Origin of the sequence: Acinetobacter sp. CIP-A165 (assembly GCF_000367985.1) — a bacterium.
Lineage (GTDB): Bacteria > Pseudomonadota > Gammaproteobacteria > Pseudomonadales > Moraxellaceae > Acinetobacter.
Window position 1 is genome coordinate 1540438 of sequence record NZ_KB849202.1, and the last position, 24663, is coordinate 1565100.

The 24663-nt window shown below is 36.1% G+C and carries 27 protein-coding genes and 5 pseudogenes; 14 read left to right on the plus strand and 18 right to left on the minus strand.

The window, feature by feature from the left end; translation table 11 throughout:
• Positions 1-36: 36 nt before the first annotated feature.
• The 3 genes from F991_RS12850 (at position 37) to F991_RS12860 (ending at position 2218) form a co-directional block, all read left to right on the plus strand.
• Positions 37-576, plus strand: a complete 540-nt coding sequence (locus F991_RS12850; protein ID WP_004671946.1) for an HPP family protein — start codon at positions 37-39, stop codon at positions 574-576.
• Between the two features lie 152 nt (positions 577-728).
• On the plus strand, positions 729-1307 hold the full coding sequence (locus F991_RS12855) for a TetR/AcrR family transcriptional regulator (RefSeq protein ID WP_004671947.1): 579 nt from the start codon (positions 729-731) through the stop codon (positions 1305-1307).
• Positions 1304-2218, plus strand: a complete 915-nt coding sequence (locus F991_RS12860; RefSeq protein ID WP_004671949.1) for a DMT family transporter — start codon at positions 1304-1306, stop codon at positions 2216-2218. Before F991_RS12855 ends, F991_RS12860 begins: the two co-directional genes overlap by 4 nt.
• Before the next feature lie 140 nt (positions 2219-2358).
• On the opposite strand, the gene F991_RS12865 is transcribed toward F991_RS12860, so the two are convergent.
• A complete protein-coding gene (locus F991_RS12865; protein WP_004671951.1) occupies positions 2359-2862 on the minus strand; it encodes a hypothetical protein in 504 nt (167 codons plus the stop codon).
• Between the two features lie 179 nt (positions 2863-3041).
• Positions 3042-4049: a tRNA (adenosine(37)-N6)-threonylcarbamoyltransferase complex transferase subunit TsaD gene (gene tsaD, locus F991_RS12870; protein WP_004671953.1), complete on the minus strand. Its 1008-nt coding sequence runs from the start codon at positions 4047-4049 to the stop codon at positions 3042-3044.
• Positions 4050-4194: 145 nt separating this feature from the next.
• On the opposite strand from tsaD, the gene rpsU reads away from it, so the two are divergent.
• Together rpsU and F991_RS12880 are read left to right on the plus strand one after the other, a co-directional pair.
• Positions 4195-4410, plus strand: coding sequence for a 30S ribosomal protein S21 (gene rpsU, locus F991_RS12875; protein ID WP_004652785.1), 216 nt, complete (start codon positions 4195-4197; stop codon positions 4408-4410).
• A 29-nt stretch (positions 4411-4439) separates the two neighbouring features.
• On the plus strand, positions 4440-4886 hold the full coding sequence (locus tag F991_RS12880; RefSeq protein ID WP_004671955.1) for a GatB/YqeY domain-containing protein: 447 nt from the start codon (positions 4440-4442) through the stop codon (positions 4884-4886).
• An 85-nt stretch (positions 4887-4971) separates the two neighbouring features.
• Here F991_RS12880 and F991_RS12885 read toward each other — a convergent pair whose 3' ends face one another.
• The 7 genes from F991_RS12885 to F991_RS12915 form a co-directional block, all read right to left on the minus strand.
• Entirely contained in the window at positions 4972-5331 is a 360-nt protein-coding gene (locus tag F991_RS12885) for a hypothetical protein (RefSeq protein WP_004671957.1), read from the minus strand.
• 36 nt (positions 5332-5367) lie between these two features.
• The gene (locus F991_RS12890; protein WP_004671958.1) at positions 5368-5733 is read right to left on the minus strand and encodes a GFA family protein; all 366 of its coding nucleotides are present in this window, start codon (positions 5731-5733) and stop codon (positions 5368-5370) included.
• 76 nt (positions 5734-5809) lie between these two features.
• The gene (locus tag F991_RS12895) at positions 5810-6241 is read right to left on the minus strand and encodes a GNAT family N-acetyltransferase (protein ID WP_228127775.1); all 432 of its coding nucleotides are present in this window, start codon (positions 6239-6241) and stop codon (positions 5810-5812) included.
• Positions 6242-6347: 106 nt separating this feature from the next.
• Positions 6348-7745 (minus strand): M48 family metalloprotease, encoded by a 1398-nt coding sequence (locus tag F991_RS12900; protein WP_416201917.1) that lies wholly within the window; start codon positions 7743-7745, stop codon positions 6348-6350.
• A 161-nt stretch (positions 7746-7906) separates the two neighbouring features.
• Entirely contained in the window at positions 7907-8494 is a 588-nt protein-coding gene (locus F991_RS12905) for a 1-acyl-sn-glycerol-3-phosphate acyltransferase (protein WP_034594973.1), read from the minus strand.
• 101 nt (positions 8495-8595) lie between these two features.
• Positions 8596-9561, minus strand: coding sequence for a 2-hydroxyacid dehydrogenase (locus F991_RS12910; RefSeq protein WP_004671962.1), 966 nt, complete (start codon positions 9559-9561; stop codon positions 8596-8598).
• Between the two features lie 18 nt (positions 9562-9579).
• The gene (locus F991_RS12915; RefSeq protein ID WP_004671963.1) at positions 9580-10227 is read right to left on the minus strand and encodes a hypothetical protein; all 648 of its coding nucleotides are present in this window, start codon (positions 10225-10227) and stop codon (positions 9580-9582) included.
• A gap of 281 nt (positions 10228-10508) precedes the next feature.
• On the opposite strand from F991_RS12915, the gene F991_RS12920 reads away from it, so the two are divergent.
• Positions 10509-11609 (plus strand): MBL fold metallo-hydrolase, encoded by a 1101-nt coding sequence (locus F991_RS12920; RefSeq protein ID WP_004671964.1) that lies wholly within the window; start codon positions 10509-10511, stop codon positions 11607-11609.
• A 76-nt stretch (positions 11610-11685) separates the two neighbouring features.
• On the opposite strand, the gene F991_RS12925 is transcribed toward F991_RS12920, so the two are convergent.
• Positions 11686-12984, minus strand: a complete 1299-nt coding sequence (locus F991_RS12925; protein ID WP_004671967.1) for a Y-family DNA polymerase — start codon at positions 12982-12984, stop codon at positions 11686-11688.
• A gap of 6 nt (positions 12985-12990) precedes the next feature.
• Positions 12991-13602 carry a LexA family protein gene (locus tag F991_RS12930; RefSeq protein WP_004671968.1) on the minus strand — a complete coding sequence of 204 codons (612 nt, stop codon included), beginning with the start codon at positions 13600-13602 and terminating at the stop codon, positions 12991-12993.
• A 293-nt stretch (positions 13603-13895) separates the two neighbouring features.
• Here F991_RS12930 and F991_RS12935 point away from each other — a divergent pair, with 293 nt between their 5' ends.
• A complete protein-coding gene (locus F991_RS12935) occupies positions 13896-14126 on the plus strand; it encodes a hypothetical protein (RefSeq protein ID WP_004671971.1) in 231 nt (76 codons plus the stop codon).
• 253 nt (positions 14127-14379) lie between these two features.
• Here F991_RS12935 and F991_RS12940 read toward each other — a convergent pair whose 3' ends face one another.
• Positions 14380-14607, minus strand: a complete 228-nt coding sequence (locus tag F991_RS12940; protein ID WP_004671973.1) for a hypothetical protein — start codon at positions 14605-14607, stop codon at positions 14380-14382.
• A 570-nt stretch (positions 14608-15177) separates the two neighbouring features.
• Here F991_RS12940 and F991_RS12945 point away from each other — a divergent pair.
• Both F991_RS12945 and F991_RS12950 read left to right on the plus strand, forming a co-directional pair.
• Positions 15178-16057, plus strand: a pseudogene (locus tag F991_RS12945) (SDR family oxidoreductase).
• A gap of 51 nt (positions 16058-16108) precedes the next feature.
• On the plus strand, positions 16109-17077 hold the full coding sequence (locus tag F991_RS12950; protein WP_004671977.1) for a methyltransferase: 969 nt from the start codon (positions 16109-16111) through the stop codon (positions 17075-17077).
• Positions 17078-17183: 106 nt separating this feature from the next.
• Here F991_RS12950 and F991_RS12955 read toward each other — a convergent pair.
• Positions 17184-17957: pseudogene (locus F991_RS12955) on the minus strand (iron-containing redox enzyme family protein); the annotation flags it as partial.
• Between the two features lie 119 nt (positions 17958-18076).
• Positions 18077-18718: pseudogene (locus F991_RS12960) on the minus strand (iron-containing redox enzyme family protein); the annotation flags it as partial.
• 233 nt (positions 18719-18951) lie between these two features.
• Here F991_RS12960 and F991_RS12965 point away from each other — a divergent pair.
• A pseudogene (locus F991_RS12965) lies at positions 18952-19302 on the plus strand (CinA family protein); the annotation flags it as partial.
• A gap of 57 nt (positions 19303-19359) precedes the next feature.
• Here F991_RS12965 and F991_RS12970 read toward each other — a convergent pair.
• Positions 19360-20292 (minus strand): IS5 family transposase, encoded by a 933-nt coding sequence (locus F991_RS12970; RefSeq protein ID WP_004669181.1) that lies wholly within the window; start codon positions 20290-20292, stop codon positions 19360-19362.
• Positions 20293-20705: 413 nt separating this feature from the next.
• Between F991_RS12970 and F991_RS12975 the strand changes: the two genes are divergently transcribed.
• Positions 20706-20888 (plus strand): hypothetical protein, encoded by a 183-nt coding sequence (locus tag F991_RS12975; protein WP_004671984.1) that lies wholly within the window; start codon positions 20706-20708, stop codon positions 20886-20888.
• 95 nt (positions 20889-20983) lie between these two features.
• Positions 20984-21304: a hypothetical protein gene (locus F991_RS12980; protein ID WP_004671985.1), complete on the plus strand. Its 321-nt coding sequence runs from the start codon at positions 20984-20986 to the stop codon at positions 21302-21304.
• 244 nt (positions 21305-21548) lie between these two features.
• Here F991_RS12980 and F991_RS12985 read toward each other — a convergent pair whose 3' ends face one another.
• Positions 21549-21980, minus strand: a complete 432-nt coding sequence (locus F991_RS12985) for a hypothetical protein (protein WP_004671986.1) — start codon at positions 21978-21980, stop codon at positions 21549-21551.
• A gap of 154 nt (positions 21981-22134) precedes the next feature.
• Between F991_RS12985 and F991_RS12990 the strand changes: the two genes are divergently transcribed.
• A complete protein-coding gene (locus F991_RS12990; RefSeq protein ID WP_000669095.1) occupies positions 22135-22539 on the plus strand; it encodes a transposase family protein in 405 nt (134 codons plus the stop codon).
• Positions 22540-22576: 37 nt separating this feature from the next.
• A pseudogene (locus F991_RS17265) lies at positions 22577-22969 on the plus strand (transposase family protein); the annotation flags it as partial.
• A gap of 254 nt (positions 22970-23223) precedes the next feature.
• On the opposite strand, the gene F991_RS13005 reads toward F991_RS17265, so the two are convergent.
• Together F991_RS13005 and F991_RS17695 are read right to left on the minus strand one after the other, a co-directional pair.
• Entirely contained in the window at positions 23224-23502 is a 279-nt protein-coding gene (locus F991_RS13005; RefSeq protein WP_004668746.1) for a hypothetical protein, read from the minus strand.
• A gap of 377 nt (positions 23503-23879) precedes the next feature.
• Entirely contained in the window at positions 23880-24041 is a 162-nt protein-coding gene (locus F991_RS17695) for a hypothetical protein (RefSeq protein ID WP_004668748.1), read from the minus strand.
• Between the last annotated feature and the right edge of the window lie 622 nt (positions 24042-24663).

A 24663-nucleotide genomic window follows, 5' to 3' on the forward strand; every position in this document is an offset into this window, starting at 1 on the left:
ATTATTGACTGAATACAATGATCCTGTGAGATTAAAATGTTATCGCTATTTCATGGCAAAGAGCATCTTGCTCCACGCCCCCAATCCATTGATATTTTCAGAAGCTTAATTGGCGGGACATTCAGTATTCTGATCTTAGTTCTCTTGAGCAAATGGACCCAAAATTTATTTATCATGGCACCTTTCGGCGCAAGTTGTGTCATATTATATGCCGTTGCTCAATCCCCTTTAGCCCAACCTCGTAATGTGATTCTTGGGCACTTTGTTTCAGCTTTGATTGGCTTAGTCTTTCTTAAAACTTTAGGAACTTCAGCATTGAGTATTGCGCTTTCCGTGGGTTGCGCTATTGCGGCAATGCAACTGTTACGTTGTGTTCATCCACCTGCTGGGGCAAATCCATTAGTCATCTTGCTCACAGTAAATACCATTCAATACCATTGGAGCTTTTTATTTTTTCCTGTGTTATTGGGATCAATCGCGCTGGTACTTGTGGCTTGGTTGGTCAATAACATTAAGACCGATAAGAAATGGCCTACTTATGGACTCGCCTTGGTCCACAGCAAAAAAACCAAATAAGCGATTTGATTAAAGAGAACATCCACTCTCTTTAATCATATTTACACCTAAATAAAAACTTATGCTCAATGAATAAAAACAGCGTCTCCTATTGCGAATTTCCTTAATCCACCCTAATATTAGGTAGAACAGTTTACCCAATATTTTTCATTATGAGCACTAAATCTGCAAAACAAAGAATTTTAGAAACCGCTTCAATGCTGTTTTATCAAGATGGAATCAACAGTACAGGGATCAATAGCATCATTGATCAAGCCAACGTTGCAAAAATGTCCTTATACAATAACTTTCGGACTAAATCTGAATTGGTCACTTGTTATATCGAAGCACGTCATCAAGAGTGGTTAGGCTTATACCAAAATAGAAAAGCCCAAATCCAAACACCAATTGATGGCGTATTGGCTGTTTTCGATGCTTATCAAGATCATGCCGAGTTTGCCTATGAAAATGGTTTCCGCGGTTGCGGACTCCTCAATGCAGCAGCAGAATTTCCTGCGCATAGTCCAGAACGTTTGGCGGTGAAAAAACATAAAGATGAAGTTGAAAACATTTTGGCAGATCATTTAAATCAGCTGATAAATGATCCTGAAAAAGTTAAACAACTCGCGCTGCTGCTCTCTTTTATTTTGGAAGGTTCTATCGTTCGAGCAGGTTTAGAAAGTTCAAGTGCTAAAGTTTTTGCTGCCAGACAAATGGCTCAGTCCTTATTAGAACAAGAGATTAGGAATTGAATAACACGATCAAACTCAGTCCACATTATGGGTTTATTGCGGTTTTAGTTGCATCAGTTCTTTGGGGTACGACTGGTACTGCGGCTTCTTATGCCCCAAATTTAAGTCCATTAGCCATAGGTGCGATTGCGATGGGTGGCGGTGGGCTTTTACAAGCGTTACTCGCTCATAAAAACATCCTCAGTCATTTACCGCAGATCCGTTCATATTTCCCTTTACTGTTGGTTGGGATGATTTCTGTTGCCATATATCCACTGGCCTTCTACTCGTCTATGCGAATGGCAGGGATCACCATTGGCACTGTGGTTTCTATTGGTTCAGCACCATTATTTACAGCGCTACTTGAAAAGTTTTTTGATCAAAAAGCACTCTCGCTAAAATGGTTTATCAGTTTTATTTTTGGTGTTGCTGGAGTATTACTTTTATCCATCGGTGAGTCACACTCTCAAGGCTCGTCATCAGCAATAAGTGCTGATCAGAAAAGCATAGGAATTATTCTTGGGCTTATTGCAGCCTTAACCTACTCGTTATATTCATGGGCTGCCAAGAAAATGATTGATCAGGGTGTCGACTCTAGAGCCTCGATGGGTTTAATTTTTGGATTCGGCGCTTTAATTTTATTGCCAACTTTATTTTTTACTGGTTCGAATTTATTTGATGAACCCGTCAACCTATATGTTGTCGGCTATATGATGCTGATCCCGATGTTTCTCGGTTATCTGTTATTTGGTTATGCTTTAAAAACAATTTCTGCCAGTACCGCCACGACCCTCACTTTATTTGAACCATTAGTTGCCGCACTTTTTGCGGTATTGCTGGTGGGTGAGAGATTAGCGCCGATTGGTTGGATCGGTATGGTTTTGATTTTTGTCTGTTTGGCTGTGCTATCCAAAGCAGATAAGTCAAATTAATTTTTGAACCTGAAATGTATTTCAATATGCTTCATCACAAGCGAAATAATTATCTAATTTTTATTTATTCAGAAAAATGGAATCGATGCAGAAAATAGATTTCCTCTGCATCGTTTTCGCTCTGCTATAGAACGTTAATATCAATACTCTTTTGCTAATTTTTCCAGTGTGGATAGCATTTTTTTCACCACACTTCTTTTATGATTTAACATATTCTTAATGTTGGTCGGATTAAAACCCGTCAGTTTAGCAATACCTCGACTGGTCATATATTCACCTGTCTTTTCAAAGTGCTTTTGACTCAAAGCTGTTTTAGCATCAGAAAATCTAATGGCTAACTTATAATCACTAAATTCAGACCATGCACCCGTCTTATATTCATCCAAATCAAATTTGTTTTGATGTGGTGGTTTATCTCGAAGAATATTATTCAAGCGATTAATGACGATTTTTTCCTCACTCTTTTCTATCCGCTGATAAAGTTCAGTTTCCTCAAAAGTTCGCCCTAAAGTAATATCCTTTCTGAATTGCTCAATTATTTTTTTATCTTCAGATGTGTCATGCCCCTCACCCTGTTGGATGAGACATAGAATCTTAAATAAAGACTCTAATCTGCCACATGTAAAAACATAAGAAATTTTCAACTTCTGTACTCCGCTATGAGCCTTAGCTCATCAAAATAAATAATTTATCCGACACTTTAACACGATAGGGTTGACTCCAACCCCTCGCCATGCATATAAATGAATCATTTGATTTTTAAATAAAATAATAATGTAGCTTCGCAGAAGCTTAGCATCCCATAAAAATGATCAGTTTCATTCTAGGTCGGTTCTAATTCCGTCATCGGCCATCTTGGTGTCGTGGTTACTGCGAGACCATCCTGCTGCCCAGCTTTTAAACGTTGATAGCCTGCAAACGCAATCATGGCACCATTATCTGTACATAAAGCTAGTTCAGCATAATAGACTTGTGCATTGATCTTTTTCAGCGATGTCTCTAATTGCTCACGTAAGCGGAGATTGGCACTGACACCACCAGCAATGACCAAGCGTTTTAAACCTGTTTGTTTTAAAGCCTTTACTGATTTTTTAGCCAGTGTATCAACCACTGCTTCTTGGAAAGAAGCTGCAATATCCGCATCACGATTTTCTTCGCCAAGTTTTTTCAGTTGAACAGAAACCGCTGTTTTCAAACCGCTAAACGAAAAATCTAAGCCTTGATGCAAGATTGGCCTTGGAAAAGCAAATGCTTGAGCATCACCTTGTAGCGCCAGTTTTGCGATATTCGGCCCACCGGGATAAGGAAGTTTCATCATTTTTGCGACTTTATCGAACGCCTCGCCAGCCGCATCATCAATCGACTCACCGAGTAACTCATACTGACCAATACCATGTGCAGCCATCAGTTGCGTATGTCCACCTGAAACCAACAAAGCGACAAACGGAAACTCCGGTGGCGTATCTGAAAGTAATGGCGCAAGCATATGACCTTCCATATGATGCACACCAATCGCAGGTTTATTGAACGCAAACGCCAAAGTACGACCAAATAATGCACCTGTCATCAATGCACCCATCAAACCCGGACCGCGTGTATAAGCAACTGCATCGATTTCGTGTTTTTTCACACCGCTTTGTTCAAGCAATTGATTAATTAAAGGAATCATTTTACGAACATGATCCCGTGACGCCAGTTCAGGTACGACACCACCATATTCTGCATGCAGTTTGATCTGACTATATAGAACCTGCCCCCGTAAGCCGAGCTCGCTATCATAGAGTGCTAACCCAGTTTCATCACACGAAGTTTCTAAGCCCAAAACAATCATTAAACTGCCTTTACAACGATCAAAAATAGTATCAGCGCTATTATAGACTTGTGATCTGAGTTGTAAATGAGTAAAATACTGACCTTCACTTGCGATCTAGTGCAATCGTGCGTTAGATCTTATCCATCATCTTAGAGGATTTTACATGCCACAAGTTAAGTTGAAAGAAGGCGAACCAGTAGACGTAGCTATCCGCCGTTTCAAACGTTCATGCGAAAAAGCTGGTGTTTTAGCTGACGTTCGTAAGCGCGAATTCTATGAAAAACCAACTCAAGAACGTAAGCGTAAAAAAGCTGCAGCAGTTAAGCGTTATCAAAAGAAATTGACTCGCGAATCTGTACGTACTACTCGCCTTTACTAATTAATTTGTGATTGACTGCTGAAAAGACTATGACGACTTTAAAAAACCAAATTACTGACGTGTTAAAAAATTCTATGCGTGCCAAAGAAATGGCAACAGTAACGGTTATTCGTGGTCTACAGGCAGCAATTAAGCAAATCGAAATTGATGAGCGCATTGAGCTTGACGATGCTCAGGTTCTTGCGGTCATTGAAAAGCAAATTAAACAACGTAAAGAATCGATCAAGGCCTTTTCAGGTGCTGGTCGAGAAGATTTAGCTAGTAAAGAACAAGCCGAAGTTGAGGTTATCTCTCAATTTCTACCAGCCGCTATGACTGAGGAAGAACTTGATTCTCTCATTGAGCAAACGATTTCTGCTCAAGGAGCTACTAGCATGAAAGATATGGGTAAGGTGATGAATTCTCTACGTCCGATCATAGCCGGGCGTGCCGATCCTGCACAAGTTTCTTCTAAAATTAAAGCAAAATTAAGCTAATCAGCTCAGTTCGGCTTTATACCTCTCTTTTTATATATTTAATAATAAATTGGATTCATCTCAACAATGAACCCACGCATATTATTTATTTAAAATCACACTGAATATTATATTTAGTCAGCATTTGCATTTCTTTTGACTCAGTCACTTGATGAATTACATCTTGCTTGGTCATCGTGGCGTATTGTCCTGTTAAATGAGATCTATTCTTTTCGATCGCCCCATAAGAGTCCTGCACATATTGATTTACAATAGCGCAATATTTTGCCTGCTGCTCAGGTGTGAAATGTGAGAGTTGCGGGTCTAAACTACGTAAAAAACTGCGCATGTCTTGCGCATAGGTTGCTGTTATCTTTTCTACAGCACGTACATATTGCTCAACTGAAGCCGCTGAACTCGCCCCCACAAACCCAACCGCAAAAATAAAACCAATAATTTTCTTCATCAATTTTTAACTTCTTTACTACTCAAGCCAGCCATCTTATCTTAATTCAATAAATTTTGGTTTATGCTCGGTAAAAAATTCTTCTGTAGGTGCAGGAATCAGTCCTTCAGTCACCGTACCCAAACGTAAGCGAATGATATTTGGCAAATCTGTACGATATGAATAAATCGGGCTTGCACAATGTTGACAGAATACTCGTGCTTTATTGGGTGTATGAAAATATTCGTTTAGTTGATCTTGCCCTGAGATAAATTCAAATTTTGTTTGATCAAGTGGACTATTCCAACCCGCGATTGTACCTTGTGCCTGCTGACAGTGTTGGCAATAACATAGAATACTATTTTCAATTTCACCATGATATTGATATTGCACAGCCCCACATAAACATTGTCCCTTGATCATAATAAACCCTCCTCTCAATTAATTTTTATTTATGCTACAGCAATTATACTTACTCTTTTATTATTGATGACTTAAATTAATTTTTTAATTCCAGTATTTCACCTGCTAATCCATCGTAGTCTTTAAATGCTTTATGTTTAAAACCCTGACGCGTTAGAATCTTGCGTGAGGCAAGATTTTTAGGATCAATAATCGCAAATATTTGATTAATTGAATTCTCTTTTTTTGAAATATTAAGCAAAAGTTCACTGACTCTACTCGCAATACCTCTACCCCAATAATTTGGCAAAAGCATATAACCTAATTCAAGCTCGTCAGCATCTATTTCTTTAATTTCTAGCTTTGCCAAACCAATAAATTCATTCGTATCAGCATCAAGAATTTTAAAATTACCAAAATTTTCACATAACTGATTACTTATTATAAGTTGCTGAAAATTATGTTCTGCTTCATCTAAAGGAATAGCTCTTTCTGTAATCATAGCCATTACCTCTGTATTACTAACCAATTGAAAATATTAATCAAAATCTTGTATGTTGAATTTTTCTAATTTAATTTCCATGTAATTACTCTCAAATTTTCAGCAAGCTAATTCCACCACATCAAATTAAGAATTAAATTTTCCTACGGTAGTCATCTTGCATTTGCTTTAAACGAGATTCAATTTTCGCTGACATTGCCATATTCCCTTTTGCAAGTCGTTGCGCATGTAACATCGATTTAATCGCGTTTTCTTCATAGCCTGACCAATACTCAACCTCTGCACGATAGCATAAGACATTCACAGCTTGTAATGGTGAGCTTTTGTCTAAGTTTGCTGCTTGTTGCAACAGTTGCCATCCTCGAATATCACGTTGGTTCTTATGAATAAATCGTTGAACTAAGGTTTGCGCTTGTGCAACTTGTCCTTGTCGAATTAAGACTTCAGCGAATTTATAAGATAAGGCGCGATTTTCAGGCATCGTTCTTTGAATCGGTGCAATCGCATTCTCTGCCAACTCAAGTTTATTTTGTCCCAAATAAATATCCGTTTGAATGAGTGGAACCAATATATGAGATTTTAATTTTACTTTCACCAAATCAAGATTTGACTGTGCTTGAGCATAATCACCTTGCTCTAAATAAAACTTACTGAGCGCCAGTTGTGCTGCAACATTCTTCTGCGAGGCAAGAGATTGTATTTGGATTTCTGTGGCTTGATTTGAAGTGACGTAGGTATACCATTTCAATATGTCAAAATTGAGATCATAAATCTTTGATTTCACTTTAGGCAGTTGATTGGCACGTAATCTTGCCTCACTCATCCGTTCAGTGGTTAATGGATGAGTTAACCAAAAATCTGGTAAAAAGCTGACTCGACTGGTCGCCCGATGCATGGTTTCAAAATAATCCGCCATACTTTGCGGATTGTACCCTGCTGAATACATAAACTGCATGCCGATACGATCTGCTTCACGCTCTTGATTACGACTATAGCTCAGTTGTTTATCAATTAAAGCAGCTTGCGTTCCCAACATTACCGCTGAGCCGACATCACCATCTGCCTGTGAAGCAATCGCAGCACCGACGAGGATCCCAGCCAAAGCCAATAATCCTTGCCCCTTAAATGCTTCTTGTGATCGGCTGTAATGTCGTTGCGTGACATGGGCGATTTCATGCGCCATCACCCCAGCGATTTCATCTAAATTTTTAGCGGACGTAATCAAACCTGTATTTATTGCAAATAAACCGCCAGGAACAGCAAAGGCATTAATTTGGGGATCTTTGATCACGATCAAACCAATCGGCTGCCCCAGTTGGGTTTGACTTAAAATGCCTGAGAAAACTTGTAAAAATTGATCTTCCAACCAAGCGTCTTGCACAGTAGGCATTTGTCGATGAACTTGACGATAAACTTTTTCACCGATGAATTTTTCTTTTTGTTGATCAAGCAACCCTATTCCACCGCCAATTTCAGGGACTTCAGTTGCCCCCATCACCTGTGTAGGCAAAAGGACTTGAGTATGACTCAGTTGGGTCGTGGCAAATAAGCCACATGCAAGCAGCAGCGGTCTCAAGGGGGTTTCTCTATGATTCTAATGGAGAAATTTAATATAGCACTGAAAATGAGAGGAATTTGCAACAAAGTGTTATAGAAGACAGCTTTTACTGTCTTCTTTTATATTTTTTGAGGTTATTTCTTCGCGCTGTAGCGTTGGTCTACGCTAAATTTTTCTGGAAACTTTGCATGAATCTCTGCATAAAAAGCCATGATTTCAGTCATATCTTTTTCATAGTCGCCTGATGGATAAATAATCTTACCTACGCCTGTTTTTTTCTTGGCATAGTCCATATACGCCAATGCAATTGGCACGCCTGCCGCAACCGCTATATGGTAAAAACCTGTTTTCCATTGTTCTTGTTTGGCGCGCGTTCCTTCTGGGGTCACCAACATCACCAGTTTCGGATGAGTTTTAAACAAGTCACTCATCAATTGAACCATACTTGGTCGCTCCTGACCTTCTTGTTTCGCACCACGATCGATACCAATACCGCCCATCGCACGTACAAAAGGCCCAAAAGGAAGTTTCATATAGCTGTCTTTAATGGTGAGGCGAACATTTACCCCCAACGCTTTCAAAGCCAAACGGGCATATAAAGCATCCCAGTTACTGGTATGTGGTGCGGCAATCATCACACATTGGTCAATATCTAAATCCCAATGATTATCGATTTCCCACCCCATCAAGCCCAAACTTTGCTCAGCTAATTTCTCGAACACAAACACCCCAAGTCCAAATTACAAAGGGCGCAAGTGTAGCAATATTAATCAGCGTTAAAACATAGATTAGAGCAATTATTCAGCAATCAACATGTAAGAATTTATTCAAATTTTGGATTGACCAAATAACGTGGCGTTCGATCTTCTAAGGCATCAATCAGGTTTTGATAAGCGAGATTGGCCATTTTATTCCGTGTTTCAGCCGTTGCTGAACCAATATGAGGTGCTGTCACCACATTTGGCAGCTCAAATAAGGGAGATGCCTGTAATGGCTCTTTGGCATAAACATCTAAACCCGCAGCAAAGATTTTATTTTGTTGTAATGCCTCAAGCAGTGCATTCTCATCAACAACAGAACCACGTGCGATATTGATAAATACAGCATGTTTCTGCATGAGCTCAAATTGAGCCTCTCCGATCAGCGCCTGTGACTGGCTATTTAAATCAACAGCAACCACAATGAAGTCAGATTGCTGTAATAACTGATCGAGGTCACGATATTGGGCATTGAATGCTTGTGCGACCTCTATTTTTTCACGGCGATTATGGTACAAGATATTCATATTGAAGCCATAAAAAGCTCGACGAGCGATTGCTGCGCCAATATGACCTAGACCAATAATCCCCAAAGTCTTACCAAACACATCTACGCCAAATTGCTCAGTCGAAACTGTTCGCTTCCATTGACCTTGTTTAGTCCAAGCATCCAGTTGTGGAATTTTTCGTGCTGCGCTCAGCAATAAACTAAAAGCTAAATCCGCTGTGGTTTCTGTTAATACATGTGGCGTGTTCGCGAGCCAAATTTTTCTTTGATTCAGATAACCGATATCGTAATTATCATAGCCCACTGAAACAGTAGAAATAATTTTAAGTTTTTGTGCAGGTGCTAAGTTACTTTGATTGAGTAAACGCCCAGCACCAATCATGGCATCTGCATCCACAACTTCAGCTCGGATTTGCGCATTGATATCACCCAACTTTGGGTTGAGTACCACTACCTGATAATCTTGCTGTAACCGTGCTAAAACGTCTTGATTAATTTGACTAAATACAACAACTTTCTTCATTATGAAACATCCACTCTTTTATTGCATCAATTGCCACAATCGTCTTTTTAATAAGGGTTGAGCAATCATTTCTTCTAAACTGGCTAAATGCAATATATTAGAATGCTGAATAAAATCTAGATGACCTAAGCATAAAATCTTTTTATTGGTAGCGGTCGCATCCAAGAAACCTTGAATATATGAAGACAATCCACGGCTTTCCTGAAAAGCTGCCAATGGAAATGGCCATTTCAACTCAGCATATTGTCCCAATCTGGCTTTCTGAATATTCTGCCACAACTGTCTTTGAGCATCGCTCAGTTGACTGCTTTCTAGCAAAATTGCACAGCTTTCTAAAACGTACATTTGCAACTCAAACGCTTGAACTTGTGTCGTTATAACGACCTGCTCTTTTTCAACAACAACGTCTTTTTCAATAGGATTTACGACAACTTCAGTTGCTTGAGGAACGTCTGTTTCAATTATCGGCGGCGTTACTACTGGTGCGACTTGGATGTTTTCAGAAATTGGCGCTGTATCAAATGTAAGCATAGGAGATTGCGGGGTTTCTTCGACAACTTGATCTCGCCATAGATTCGGTGCAGTATTTTTTTGACATACAACCTCTCTAGGAATCCAAATATCTATTCCTAAAGTTGCTAATATGTTTCTCTGCTGCCCAATCATTTTACCTACTCGTTCTGCTAACGCACAGCCATTTTCAATACTGTTATTTGCCTATAGTCTAGCATAAACCACAGCCCTCTAAATGGCTTCCTTTTGCTCAATCACACCAATACCAACACGATCGCTTGATCAAAATACCTTTCTCCTTCGCTTAGACAAATATTAAATAAGAATAGATGATTTTTCATTCGTCGACTTTAGACAATATTTCATCATTTTGTCGCTTTTACTTTTTATTAATGTTGACTATCAACTGCCCAAATAAAAAGGGAATGCGATTTATGCTTATTGTTTTCACCCTCACTCTCGTCCTGCTTATTTTTATCTGCGTCTTATATTTACAGCATCCTCTTTTTGGCAAAAGCCCCTCTGGTGAACGACTGCAACGTATCAAAAACTCTCCCAACTACCAACAAGGTCAATTTCGCAATCTCACTGAAAAATTAGGCATGGCTGATTGCTCTCATACTTTTCTTGAACTTTATAGAACATTTATCAAAACCATCCCTCATCGTAGACCCAAAGATATTATTCCCTCGATTAAAACTAATCTCAAAACACTAGATCCTCAGCAAGATGTCATGATCTGGTTCGGACATTCTTCCGTATTTATGCAACTACACGGCAAAAAATTTTTAATCGATCCTGTCATGAGTGGCAAGGTTTCTCCCTTGCCGTGGGGAACACGCGCTTATCGAGGAACCGATATATACACCGTCGAAGAATTACCGGAGATTGATTATTTACTGATTTCACATGATCACTATGATCATTTGGATTATAAAACCATTCTTAAATTAAAGAACAAAGTAAAATATGTGATCACGGGCTTAGGTGTTGGCGAACACTTTGAATATTGGGGCTATCCCAAAAGCATGCTGATTGAAAAAGATTGGGGAGATCGCATTGAGTTTGACGATGGCATTACCATTATCACCGAAACCACCCATCATGATTCAAGACGTGCTTTCGATGGCGGAAAAAATTTGTGGATTTCATTCATTATTCAATCACCAAACAAAAAGATTTTTTATACAGGCGACGGCGGTTACAACAAGCACTTTGTCGAAATCGGTCAAAAATACGGGCCTTTTGATTGGGCATTGATGGAAAATGGGCAATATGATGCCGCTTGGCATGCTGTACATTGTCATCCAAATGAAGTGGCACAAGCGACTGAAGAACTAAAAGCGCGCAATATGATTCCCGTTCATCATTCCAAATTTAGTTTAGCTAAACACCCTTGGTATGAACCGATCACAAGAATTGCTGAGTATTCAAAATCGAGGAAGTATCGTCTTGCAACTCCGATGATTGGTGAATTAGTGGAACTGGATAATGATCGGCAAAGCTTTAAGCAATGGTGGGAAAATATTCGATAAGCTGTACTAGCTCAACAATCAGAGCACATCGTACATATTCCACGCGAATGCCTTTGGTAATGCTGATTTAAAAAATCTACCCAACTCTCAATACTTCATCCCACTTGGTCAGATAACTGGGTGATTTATGATTTTGAGTCATTCCCCAAGTTCGTCCTTGCGGAGTAATCAATCGCCCGAATGTCATCATATCTCGCCCAAATCGTTCATTAATTTCATCAAAAGCGACCGAAAGATTCTGACGAGCAATCAGTTCATCCGTATCATGGAATAAATCAACCGCATGGCTGTGTCGCGGAATGATGTCTAACAAAATGACCTCTGCTTTTTTATAACGATGCCCTGCTAGATAGATTCGGTCTAAGCCTTGTTGTACCGCTTTTATAATTTCCAAACGATCATCACTATAATCAGCCAAATACACCATGGTAAATGGACGATAATATTGTTGTTTATTAAATCGATTGGTTCGGATACTGACGCCAACCGCCTTGCATAATAAGTTTTGTTTGCGAAGCCGCTCTACTGCCCGCAAGCTAAACTCAGTTAAAGCACCACTTAGGCTATTTTTATCTTCAATTGGCTGACCAAATGAACGACTGCTTAACACTTGCCGACGATCTGAAATCACATCTTCAATTTCCAAACATGCCATTCCTTGTAGTTCTTTGACTGTATTTTCCATCACTACAGAAAATTGCTTCCCAATCATTTTAGGATCTGCTTGAACTAAATCCATCACTGAACAAATATTCATTTTTTCTAAGCGCTGTCGAATCTTTCGTCCGACACCCCACACCTCTCCTACGGGTGTATAAAGAAGTAAGTCTTCAATAATACAAGGATCTTCATCAACGATATTACAAACACTATCGAAACAGGCATGCGTTTTAGCTAAGTTATTCGCAAGTTTTGCTTGTGTTTTGGAGTATCCGATACCAATACAGCATGGCAACCCCAACCAGTTTTTGACTGTCGCTAAAATCTGACGTGCATATTCACTCAAATCATAACTTTGTTGATGGGCAGTCAACTCTAAAAAGCATTCATCAATCGAATAGACTTCTTGCTCACAAGGATCAACAAAACTCCCCAGTATATTCATGAAACGCCGCGACATTTCTGCATACAAGGCATAATTGCTTGAAAGTACTTCGACCTGATGCTGGCGAATAATCTCTTCAATTTGAAACAATGGAACAGCCATTTTTATGCCAAGTTTTTTTGCTTCATAAGAACGAGAAACCACACAGCCGTCATTATTTGAAAGCACCACCACAGGACGTTTTTCTAACTTTGGATTAAATACACGCTCACAACTGACATAAGCGTTATTTACATCGATCAAAGCAAAAATACGTTGTGGTACATTCATTTACAACTACCTCATCGGCTTCAAGTTATATGTCACCACCCCCCAAATCACCAATTCTTGCCCCTCATGAATATAGATATTCTGAAAATCAGGGTTTTCAGCCTTTAGCCAGACTTTTGGTGGGTTAAAATGATGATCAATCATCAAGCGTTTCACGGTAAAATCATTGTCAATCAATGCAATCACAATATCACCCGACTTCGCTGGAATACTCCGATCAACGACCAAGGGATCATCAATGTCAATTCCGACATCTAACATCGACAGTGAATTGGCTTTCACAATAAAAGTAGAGTTTTCATTTCGAATTAAAAACTGATTTAAATCCAATGCTTGCTCTACATGATCTTGTGCAGGTGATGGAAATCCCGCAGCAACACGTTCCGTTGCCAGTGGAATGTGGTAAATTCGATCATTGTTCGCTTGAACATTCTGAATTTTCATTGAAGAGGTCAAATCTGTATGCGTGCCCGTTTTGACATTATTCAGTAACCAATTTTTGATGAAATCCACTTGGGATTCAGGAACACGAATCACTTTGGTCGGTTCACTGAATTGCGCCTTTCGCCCAGCATTTGCTCTCGCACCGCCATGCTCAAATTCATTTTTTTTGGACATCATTCCCCCCAACCCAAGTGATTAACAACAGTAATTCAATTTAACTTGAAAAAGTTACAAATTCAAGTTGACGTGCAATTAATTTTGCATAACAATAAATTTCATAGATCAGACCCTCATTTGTTTAACTTGGACAAGGATGTAAAACAAAGTGAGATTAATGTTTGAAATGAATCACTTATGATGCTTTCCACTTCTATATGGCATTTAAGTTATTGATCTCATTCACGAATAAATCTGATCTATCAGCCGTTAGGTTTTATTCAAATATTTTTGATGTGGAGACATGAAAAATGGACAGTCGACGTGATGCAATTCTTGGCTATGCTGATGAACAACATGCTTACTTTATTCGTCTTATTGAAAACAACACTGTACTAGGCAATAGCTATGGACTGTTTTGTGAAAGCCAGAATAGTGAAGCAGCAGAAAGTATTATGACTACCCTCTTCTTAAAGAAATCTTTTTGGTTAAATGGTTCTGAATTTAATGATATTGTTAAAGGTCTCAACCCAATTACTTGATAGCGATAAACAATAAATATAATTCCATTACAAAGAGCTTGCTTACATACAATCAGCAAGTTCTTTTCTTGATTTTTAATATTTTAACTGAATAAACTGAGATTCATACAATATTTTGATTACTTCTCCATACTTTTAAATCGTTATTTTATTATTTAATCTTTTAAAATATTTATCTTTATAAAACAAAGCCCACTTAATGGATTTAAATAAGTGGGCTATTTATTTACAATAATTTAAGCACCTGAATAATTTAAATAAATCTTTTATCATTAACAAGAGAAATTATTTTATAGGTTTTTCCATCTAATTCATCTTCAAAAATAAAATCCATATTCGGAAAAATATCCCGCCCCTCAACCTCAATATGTTCTATTCTTTTAAAGATGGGAACTTCGTGATCCTCTATGTCATTCAGCTGCGCAACGACTATAGATTCATTTTCTTCCTGATCTTTAATCATCACAGTGATCTTGTTCATGATAATTCTCCCAAATAATATAGCCTACTATGTAAAAAATTTGTGGCGTTGTCGACTAAATGGTTGTAACAAGAGTTATAAGTATTATATTTTTTTTAATTCAATAGTTAAGTATTTGAAATAACCCACCTATTTAGTAATTTTATATACATATTTTTAACCATTAGGTTACAAAGTACCTAGAAAGATTTCAAGACAATTCAAAAAGTACGCTGTTCCATAAAATATCAACATCCCACAACACCCTTCTTTTTAAGCATCCCAAGCTTAGAAAATGCTTTTTTATAAGTATACCGCTTAAAATTAACACGAGGTATAAATTCTTATTGATTGAAGTTGTTGATGAGCACACAGCATTTTTAGCTACACTTCAATCTGAATTATTTATTTTAGAACAACTCTATTTAAAACTTACTTATCAGACAGCATTAATTCTATAAATTTAATTTATATTTAATCACCGCTCTCTACGCAATAAATACAAATACAACCAATCTAAATATAGTCTTTACTCAAAATAACATTTTTTTAAAAGATTATAGAATGTATCTATTTTAAGGACGTCCAAAGATGAACAATACATCCCATGAATATCCTGCTTCAGCCCCCCGCACAAGAGCAACAGCATCAACCTGGTAAACAAACACTGATGCACCCTATCCCAGAGGTTATCAAAGCAACACATCAGGGAAGTGATAAGCTTAAAGACAAGGTCGCTTTAATTAGCGGTGGAGATAGTGGCATAGGTCGCTCTATTGCTGTTTTATTTGCAAGAGAAGGTGCAGACGTTGCTATTGTTTACTTAGAGGAACAAGAGGATGCAGAGGAGACAAAGCAGTTAGTAGAAAAAGAAGGTCAACAATGTTTGTTAATTAAAGCGGATATCACCGATCCAAATGTTGCCATTGAGAGTGTCGACAAAGTGATCAATGAGTTCGGCAAAATAAATATTTTAATCAATAATGCAGCGGTACAATTTCAACAAAGCGATATAGTGAATATCAGCGATGAACAACTAGAAACAACTTTTAGAACCAATATTTTTTCCATGTTTTATTTCACCAAAGCGGTACTTCCTCATTTAAATGAAGGAGATAGCATCATTAACACCACCAGTATTACCAGTTATCAGGGTCATGATGAATTAATTGATTACGCCAGCACCAAAGGTGCGATTACAACCTTTACTCGGAGCTTATCCAATAACTTGATGAAACAGAAAAAAGGAATTCGCGTAAATGGGGTTGCACCTGGTCCGATTTGGACACCATTGATCCCGAGTAGTTTTGACTCAGAAACTGTGGCAGAGTTTGGTAAAAATACGCCAATGGGAAGAATGGGACAACCCAGTGAAGTCGCCCCTGCTTTTCTATTTCTAGCTTCAGATGATGCCAGCTATATTACGGGACAAGTGATCCACGTCAATGGTGGTGAAATCGTCAATGGTTAAGTAAACAATCAACCTCGGCTCAGAAGTTTTTATAAAAATAAGAGACCTACAATGAAACAACACCTTGATACATCGCTTCTCCAGCAACATGCTTTGCTCTTTTTATTAAAATTTTTAAAAGAGCAAAATTATCGATTTACAGTAATTACTCCACTAACCCATGAACGTATTATAAAAAGAAAGGAAGGGTTAACATCAAGGTTTACAACACTTAGAGATATTTTTGGATGGAATCTGCCTTTCGCTCATGAAGATTTAGACCCTCAACTCTTTGTCCTCTTAGAAAAAGCAGATCTTATCCGCATTGAGAACAACCAGTGTTTCAGTAAAATCCGTGTTGCATCATTAGAAGATGAATTATTTATTCATTCTGCTTTTCCAACCGTAGAAAATGATGCCGTGTTTTTTGGCCCTGACACCTATCGATTTTATTATCATCTTAAGCAATATTTACTCACTCAATCTCCATCCTGCCAACGAGCTGTGGAGTTATGCTGTGGAACATCAGCTGTCGCGATTTCAATTGCAAAACGCTTTCCCTCAATTTCTGAGATATTTACTGCGGACATTAACCCTAAGGCCTTGTTTTATAGTCAGCTAAACCAACAATTTAATGGCTTAGAAAATATTTATCCTATTCATAGCAATTTATTTTCTAATTTAGAGGGGAATTTTGATCTTATATTTGCCAATCCCCCTTATTTGATGGATATCCAAGAACGGCAGTATCGGCATGGTGGAAACAATTTAGATGGCACAGAATTGTCCTTCAACATTCTAAGGGAGGCAGTAAAAAGGCTTGCCCCGAATGGTAGCATTTTTCTATATACAGGAATTTCAATCAGCCAATACGGCAATAAATTTTTGGAAGCCATTCAAAGTTGGATCATCAATTATCCAACTTTGAAATGTACCTATGAGGAAATCGATCCTGATGTATTTGGCGAAGAGTTAGAACAACCGAACTACCAACACATCGAAAGGATTGCAGTCGTTCTAGTCAAAATAACTGCAACCTAGTGTTTGTCCATGCTAAATCCAAAAAAGTATATGTTCAATCGCACTTATTGGAATTTTTGGCGATCTACTTACGGTCGGCTAGAAAATAAAAAGTTTTGATGAATCGTTATCGGTTAAGTGAACTTGTTAAATAAGGAAATAAAAGTTCCGTATATTTTTGCGTACTCCATAACCCAATAGTTTTGTGATGAGTATCTGGAGCTAAAAAAGGTGTCAACTTTGAAAGCTTAAGGGCCAGATTACTGGTCTGACTGACTCTTGTTTGCAAGTTTTCCAGTTCACCATCTGAGATATAACTAAACAAAAAATCATGGATCGGCTGTTCTTTATCAACATGTTGGTGATAAGAAAGAAAAGTAGACGCGTACTGTTCTCCTGCAATCCAATCATGAATAATTTGTTTTTCTGTAGGATTAAATACCCCATACATCTTGCCATCTTCATGACTAATCAATTTCCAGAACAAACTTTCTTCAGGGACTCTATTAAGTTTAATCCATTTTTTATCAATCAATTGATTGATAAAACTTCCAATTTCAGCAGGATTAGAAAGCCATTGATTGATAGATTTACACCCGATTTGCTGCTTCTCGTTATGCACTAACTGCCCAATCAAAGCTTTCCGCTTTAAAATTTTATGAACAAAATCTTCTAAGTTGAGATTGTTGATAATTTGCAGTGAGGTAATTCCATGTTGATTTAGCGCATAACCACGTTTTAACTTATTGATAAAGACTTCTTTATCTTTGTACTTTTTATAAAAATTTTCCAAAGATTTTAAAGATTTATGAGCATGTCCATTATCCAGATTATCAATCGTAATATGTAAGTTAAAATATTTTGAATCAATCCCTAATTCTTTAAGCTCATAATTAGTGATGGCTTTGTTGCATAAATATATAAGACTATGATTTTATTTAATTTATTTTTGGATTGAAATTTAAACAAATCCTTAAAAATCAGTATCTTGAAGAATTTTTATGCAACAAAGCCATTAGTGATCAGAAGATGCAAAGGCAATTTCTCATAACCGAAGTTAAATCCTACGATTTCTGGAATAAAATCTGGGGGTGCATACCCTAAAGCCAATTGAATTGCGGCATGGTGATAGTATTCATCATCGAGAAAAAGCTCAAAATCATCTAAACCTAGAACTCTTAAAAGATCATCATAAATACATACGTGATTGGATTTAGCTGAACCCAGCCCCAATTCCTCCAAATAAATCAAAATAAGATCATGAAATGCAGGATCATTCCAATAATTCACAATACTATATAACCAAGAGCCATCAACTTTTTTTATCGGTGAGACTTTAATCAGAAATTCAAAGGCTTGACCTATATTTTTAAAATATTCTCGCTGACCACTTAATTGTCTTCGGCTTATATAATCTTGATAGGCATTACCTGTTTTTTTATTTTCCTCTAAATACCAGTGCTTTATATCACCAATTTGATCGGGAAAATCAACATCATCTAAACATACTTGTTCAAGTTCCTTTTTTAATAAATTGATAGACTTCTTCTCTTTTTCAATGTTAGCAATATTCCCGTCAAGGAAAAAAGAAACTAACTCATAATAATTTTGATGATCATCCTGTATCAAATCAAGTAACCTTTTTTTGACGACAACTGGCATTTTCACTCTCCAAGTTGAAAATATAAAACAAGCTTACGACTATCAAACTTTATTCATACCAACTTTTTGTTAAAGCACGTTAACAGGAAAACATATTATTTTAAAAAATGCCTTTTATTCAAACATATATAAAATGAAAGAATTACAATCCAATATCTTGAATTATTTAAAATGAAAACAAATAAACTAAATACTCAATAATTTAATCAATCGTTAAAAAAGATGATCGAATAATGTTAAAAACTACATGTAACATATTGGCTAAGAAAAAATTAACAATATTTTTCCTTGAGAGTGCTTCTGCCGGTTATTTGTCTTACAAGTTCTCACTCAACCCACTTTCTGGAAATATCTTAGTAGGCAGCTTGGTCTGCTATGATTTAAGTGTAAAAGAAGACTTACTTAAAATTTCATCCAAGTTAATTCAAAGGCATACCGCTGAATCAATGCAAGTAAGTAAAGAAATGATTAAAAAAGGGAAGAAAAAAATTAAAGCCGACATTTATGTTTCATGTACGGGCTTATTGAAAAAAGGTGGATCTGAATCAAAGGAAAAACCTGTAGGTACATTCTTCTATTGCATTGATTAGGCTTTGTTGCACAAAGATTTGAAATGCAAAGCGCCCCTAATTGAGCCAAATTTAAGGCGTAACTTGGGTAAGTGGGCGACCTAATTCCGTAAATCTGTTAAGGACTGCTACACGTGCATGGATCTCATTCACTTGGCTATCAAAACTCCTTGCACTGAGTTTATCTCCTAATAATTTGATGCAATGCATCTTAGTTTCAACCAAACTTCGCCGATGATAGCCTGACCATTTTTTCCATAGTGTCCTGCCTAAACGTTTAATTGCTCGAAGTAATTCATTTCGCTCTAGCGAGCTACTCTTTGTATCTTTCCATGGTTTCGCATTTTTTCTAGGTGGAATCACCGCATGCGCTTGCCGATCTGCAATGACCTGACGGCATTGCTTGGTGTCATAAGCTCCATCGGTATAAACAGAGTTAATCTGCTCATCTTGTGGAATCTGATTAAGTAAATCACCAAGCACCTGTGAATCACTGACATTATTGGTTGTAAGCTGAACTGCTCGTATTTGTAGGGTTTTAGCATCTATACCAATATGAAGTTTACGCCATTGGCGACGATATTCAGGTCTATGTTTCTTGCGTTTCCATTCGCCCTCACCTAGAAACTTCATGCCTGTAGAGTCCATGAGTAGATGCAGCCCATCGCTACTTTTTTGGTAGCTGATTACAATATCAATATGCTTTTGTCTTCTACAAAGCGTACTGTAATCTGGTGCGGTCCAATTTAATCCGCAAAGTTTAATCAGACTTTGCACAAAGCCAGTGACCATACGTAAAGATAGACGGAATAAGGATTTAATCATTAAGCAGCATTGGATGGCTGCGTCGGAGTAGGTTTGATTTCGCCCTTGTTTGCCTTTTGATGGAGCATACCATTGCGTAGCAGGATCAAACCAAAGGGCAATATTTCCGCGATTAATGAGTGCTCGGTTATATGCGGGCCAATTGGTTGTGCGGTAGATTTTGTGTGTAGGCTTCTTCATTTGAAAATTATATCGCTGAAAAAGCCTTTACAGATAGGTTTGTGCAACAAAGCCCATTGATTATAAAAACAAGATTTATAGTTTTAGAGCTGAATATAAAGGAAAACCAGAAATAAAACTACAGAAACTTTTGATAGATATATGTAAAAAAATTGAAAATATCATAAGCTGAGAATATATTTTTTGGTTTGTTTCATCCTGTAGTACATACATGAACTTATATTAAATAATGTTTTTGTATCTAAGACTGTTATATCTACAAGTCCCTATTAATTAATTAGTTAATATAAAAAAACAATTACATTTAAATATAGTGAAACATGCTACTCAACCTCAAAATAAAAAAATATGTTTTACTAAAACCATCTGATGTACTCAGATAATTTTATTATAGTTAAATGAGGTATACGATCATGAGTAATACAAATAATCAACCGAATGAAGAACGTAACAATCAGCAAAGAAAACAACCAAATGATGATAATCGCCAGCAACAACATCAGCAACAGCAAGACAAGCGCGATTCTCAACAACAAGGTTCAAACCAAAAAGACGCTAATCGTCAAGGATCGAATCAAAATAATCAACAAAAGTAATATTTGATTATTTTTAGATCCGAAGAGATTTAGGAGAATAGTTAAATATTCTCCTAAATTTTATATTCATTCGATTAGTGATTCGGAGAATTCTAATGAAAGAAGTAGATATTACAAATCAAAATCAGCAAAATCCACGTGTTACTATTGATCCAAATGATCATTGGCGTAATAGCTATGTCACCCGTCCCTATTATCAAGAAGCTCAACTTGATACACCAGATTTAGATTATGACCGAGATTTTTCAAAAGCTTATGAACTTGGTAGTCGAGCACGCTCTGAATACGACCGTGATACTCAGTTCGAAGATGTCGAAGGTAGTTTAGAGAAATCATGGGAAGAGCTAAAAGCTGAATCTAGACTAAAATGGGAACATGCTAAACAAGCAGTTAAAGATGCTTGGGATAAATTATAAAACTGACATGCTGTAAAAAATGAGCTTATTTTTTAATAAGCTCATTTTTTTATGTAATATAATAATATCTATAATAAGAATGGTAATTAAAAATGGACGCAGCCTATCCATAACGGGAAATCTACAGCGAGTCGCTTTAGCATATTGTTTGGAGTTCGACTGGCTAATTATATAAGATAATTTACACAAAGTTATTACAAGCCTGGCTAATTCCTTATCTACATCCCATCTTCATTAACCCATTTTATGTTGTAGTTTCTTTATATTTAAAATATAAAACTATCGCATCTTCATCTGTTTTTGTTTTATCTACAATATTCCCTAAGTCATCATAGCAATAGCTAGGTTGAATAACTTTATCCTTTATAGGTTGTTTTATTTTTTTAGTGGGGATCGTGACTTTTTCTACAAAACTCGCAAGCCACAATATATATTCATCTTTATTTTTACTCTTTGGTAAAATACTTATATCAATATTAATAGGCGCATTCTGTGAGTTCATTAATAATTCTTCAAAATCGATATAATGATGAAGCATCTTAAAATTTGTATCTTTTACTGTATTTCTTAACTCAATCATCAAATTATTAAGATCCTCAACTGGATCATCAGAGAATCCTTTTGATATTTTTAAATTACTATAAATTTTCTCTGCTAATTTTAAGTACTGAGGCATTTGTTAATTCCTTTATTTTATCCTTCAGAAATTTTCGCAGAAATAAAAGTAACCCATTGTTAATATTAGACTTCCGTCATAAATCAAAAAACGTACAATTTATTTGATCTTAAATTAATCAGCAAAATTATTTAATTCAAGAGATAATCCTTGGATGAAATTCAAAGATATTCAAAAATTATCAAACGTTAAGTTTCGTAGGCTTACCGGTGTTAGTTGGGCTACATTTAACCTCATGTTGGCCGAGCTAAATAAGCATTTACCTCGTCATATTGGTAAAGGACGACCGCATAAATTACCGTTGGAAGATCGTTTGCTCTTATGTATAGAATATTGGAGAGAATATCGAACATTTTTCCATCTTGGTATGAGTTACGGTGTATCTGAAACGAGTGCAATTCGTATCACACGTGTTATTGAAGATACCTTAATCCGTTCTGGAAAATTCAACTTGCCAAAACAACTTCCTAATCGAGATGAAGTGGATTGGGAAGTTGTTGTGATTGATGCCACTGAAATATTAGTTCAACGTCCAAAAAAAACAGAAGAAATGGTATAGCGGTAAAAAAAAGCGACATACCTTTAAATTTCAGCTATCTATGCACTATATAACAGGTGAAATACTGAGTGTATGTGGAAGTCATGGAAGCATGCATGATTTTAAAATATTTAAAAAAAGCATGAGGAAATTAAAATTTAAGCCCTTTTTTATCGTTGATAAGGGTTATTTAGGGATAAAGAAATTGGGTTTTGGATGCCTCATGCCATCTAAAGCAAAGAAAACTGAAAAACTAGATTCTGAATTAAAAAAGTTAAATAAAGAGATTGGTCGTAGACGAATTCAAGTAGAGCATGTATTTGGAAGGATGAAATGTTTTAAGATTTTATCTTGTGTATATAGAAATCGTCGTAAAAGATTAAACCTGCGGTTTAATTTACTTGCTGGCATATACAATTTAGATTGGGTGAAAGATAAACAATTAAATTGATTGAAAAATGATTTATGAAGGAAGTCTATTGTTTTAAATTATGAAATTAAATCTCGTAAAAAAAACATAGAAAGTACATTAGAAAAAATTCTAGGTATCACAAATAAGGTTTTTTGTGACAAAGTTCACAAGTTATAAATTTATATAAAGATATTGAATTAATTTTTATCTCCAAGCACAAAGATCATAAATTAATTGTGGTTAAAAACTTCATAGAAAATTCTTAACCACAACATCCTTAAAATTCTTAGTTTTTAATTAGAAGGAGTTCTACTTGATAAGTTTGTTTGAGTATTATCATTTGTTAAACCTGCCTCATCATTTTCATTCATAACAGGAGCAGAACTACCATGTTGTAAATCATCATGTAACTGAGCCTCTCTAGAATGATCTATTTCTACTGGTTCCGTTTCTAAAGCATGGGGAGTCGTTGTCTCCTCTCGACTCATTGTATCAGCGTCTTTATTTTTTTCGCATCCAGCTACACTGAATACAAAACATAATGTTAAAATTTTTAATAATAGATTATTCATCACTTTGTACCTCTATTTTTTCTTAGTTAATAGATAATAGGTTCTATACTTTTATAACCCTGACTATTTTCCATAACCTGAGCTGGTATATTGTTTTACTTCACAAATAAAAACTTTAGCCAGTTTATTTCAAGCTATCTTATTCTGGAGTTACTTTTATCATCTACCATCACCTCCAACTTTTGCCGATAAGAACCCTCGTCATCAGTAATTTTAATATGTTTTTGAAGGTTCTTGACCTACGCTCTATGAAATGAACCATTTTTAATTCTGTTACTTCATATAACTTAAAAAAGTATATGTCTATATCCGAAAATCACCAAGATAGGAATTCATTAAAAAAGAAGCTTGATTTAAGCTTCTTTTTTAATCTATATTTATTTCATAAATTTACTCAAAACTTTTTTCCCTTTAACCTCTTCATTTAAACCATGAGCATCACTTTTTTTATCATCAGACAATCTACTCTTATCCTTGTGAGATTTATAATAACAACCCAAAGCGACACCTGTACCCAAAGTAATAATCGTTTTTAACATGAGATACCTCTTTAATGTATTTGAACACTTATATTAGTAGCATTTTTATTGTAATCTTTAAGCCCTTCTTCTATAGCTTTTCTTTAAATAATGAAAACTTATGTAAAAAGCATTATTATTAAAAATAAATATTAATACAAATCAAAATCTTAAATTTAATTTAAATTATTTCTAAACATTACTAAACACTTTTTTATATTAAAAAATTTACAAATAAAAAGTATTACAAAAATTTAACGATCTAATCTATTTATCAGACAGGTGAGCTTAGTAAATTTCCAAAATAAAATTTTTTAAAGCTAAATCAATTCAAGATTTAAAAGACTCCATTAACAAATGGCTAAGAGAAGAGATCACCAACTATAATCATAAAGTAAATATTAAGAATATAAGTCATTGTCACAGCAACAATTCATTAAACCCTCTCTTTACTACGCTGATTGTCTATAAATATGAATAGTTTATTTTAAATTAAATAGTTATTAAATCAGAGAACAGAAACACAACATTATATTTTATAATTATATAATAGACTTCCTTCATAAATCATTTTTCAATCAATTTAATTGTTTATCTTTCACCCAATCTAAATTGTATATGCCAGCAAGTAAATTAAACCGCA

What these genes read in the sequence shown, in the direction of transcription:
- F991_RS13005 (WP_004668746.1), bottom strand. Translation starts at nt 23,502, where the DNA reads ATGAATAATCTATTATTAAAAATTTTAACATTATGTTTTGTATTCAGT.
- F991_RS12850 (WP_004671946.1), top strand. Translation starts at nt 37, where the DNA reads ATGTTATCGCTATTTCATGGCAAAGAGCATCTTGCTCCACGCCCCCAA.
- F991_RS12880 (WP_004671955.1), top strand. Translation starts at nt 4,440, where the DNA reads ATGACGACTTTAAAAAACCAAATTACTGACGTGTTAAAAAATTCTATG.
- F991_RS12935 (WP_004671971.1), top strand. Translation starts at nt 13,896, where the DNA reads ATGGACAGTCGACGTGATGCAATTCTTGGCTATGCTGATGAACAACAT.
- rpsU (WP_004652785.1), top strand. Translation starts at nt 4,195, where the DNA reads ATGCCACAAGTTAAGTTGAAAGAAGGCGAACCAGTAGACGTAGCTATC.
- F991_RS12930 (WP_004671968.1), bottom strand. Translation starts at nt 13,602, where the DNA reads ATGTCCAAAAAAAATGAATTTGAGCATGGCGGTGCGAGAGCAAATGCT.
- F991_RS17695 (WP_004668748.1), bottom strand. Translation starts at nt 24,041, where the DNA reads ATGTTAAAAACGATTATTACTTTGGGTACAGGTGTCGCTTTGGGTTGT.
- F991_RS12915 (WP_004671963.1), bottom strand. Translation starts at nt 10,227, where the DNA reads ATGATTGGGCAGCAGAGAAACATATTAGCAACTTTAGGAATAGATATT.
- F991_RS12925 (WP_004671967.1), bottom strand. Translation starts at nt 12,984, where the DNA reads ATGAATGTACCACAACGTATTTTTGCTTTGATCGATGTAAATAACGCT.
- F991_RS12920 (WP_004671964.1), top strand. Translation starts at nt 10,509, where the DNA reads ATGCTTATTGTTTTCACCCTCACTCTCGTCCTGCTTATTTTTATCTGC.
- F991_RS12990 (WP_000669095.1), top strand. Translation starts at nt 22,135, where the DNA reads ATGAAATTCAAAGATATTCAAAAATTATCAAACGTTAAGTTTCGTAGG.
- F991_RS12985 (WP_004671986.1), bottom strand. Translation starts at nt 21,980, where the DNA reads ATGCCTCAGTACTTAAAATTAGCAGAGAAAATTTATAGTAATTTAAAA.
- F991_RS12940 (WP_004671973.1), bottom strand. Translation starts at nt 14,607, where the DNA reads ATGAACAAGATCACTGTGATGATTAAAGATCAGGAAGAAAATGAATCT.
- F991_RS12980 (WP_004671985.1), top strand. Translation starts at nt 20,984, where the DNA reads ATGAAAGAAGTAGATATTACAAATCAAAATCAGCAAAATCCACGTGTT.
- F991_RS12970 (WP_004669181.1), bottom strand. Translation starts at nt 20,292, where the DNA reads ATGAAGAAGCCTACACACAAAATCTACCGCACAACCAATTGGCCCGCA.
- F991_RS12910 (WP_004671962.1), bottom strand. Translation starts at nt 9,561, where the DNA reads ATGAAGAAAGTTGTTGTATTTAGTCAAATTAATCAAGACGTTTTAGCA.
- tsaD (WP_004671953.1), bottom strand. Translation starts at nt 4,049, where the DNA reads ATGATTGTTTTGGGCTTAGAAACTTCGTGTGATGAAACTGGGTTAGCA.
- F991_RS12885 (WP_004671957.1), bottom strand. Translation starts at nt 5,331, where the DNA reads ATGAAGAAAATTATTGGTTTTATTTTTGCGGTTGGGTTTGTGGGGGCG.
- F991_RS12950 (WP_004671977.1), top strand. Translation starts at nt 16,109, where the DNA reads ATGAAACAACACCTTGATACATCGCTTCTCCAGCAACATGCTTTGCTC.
- F991_RS12975 (WP_004671984.1), top strand. Translation starts at nt 20,706, where the DNA reads ATGAGTAATACAAATAATCAACCGAATGAAGAACGTAACAATCAGCAA.
- F991_RS12890 (WP_004671958.1), bottom strand. Translation starts at nt 5,733, where the DNA reads ATGATCAAGGGACAATGTTTATGTGGGGCTGTGCAATATCAATATCAT.
- F991_RS12855 (WP_004671947.1), top strand. Translation starts at nt 729, where the DNA reads ATGAGCACTAAATCTGCAAAACAAAGAATTTTAGAAACCGCTTCAATG.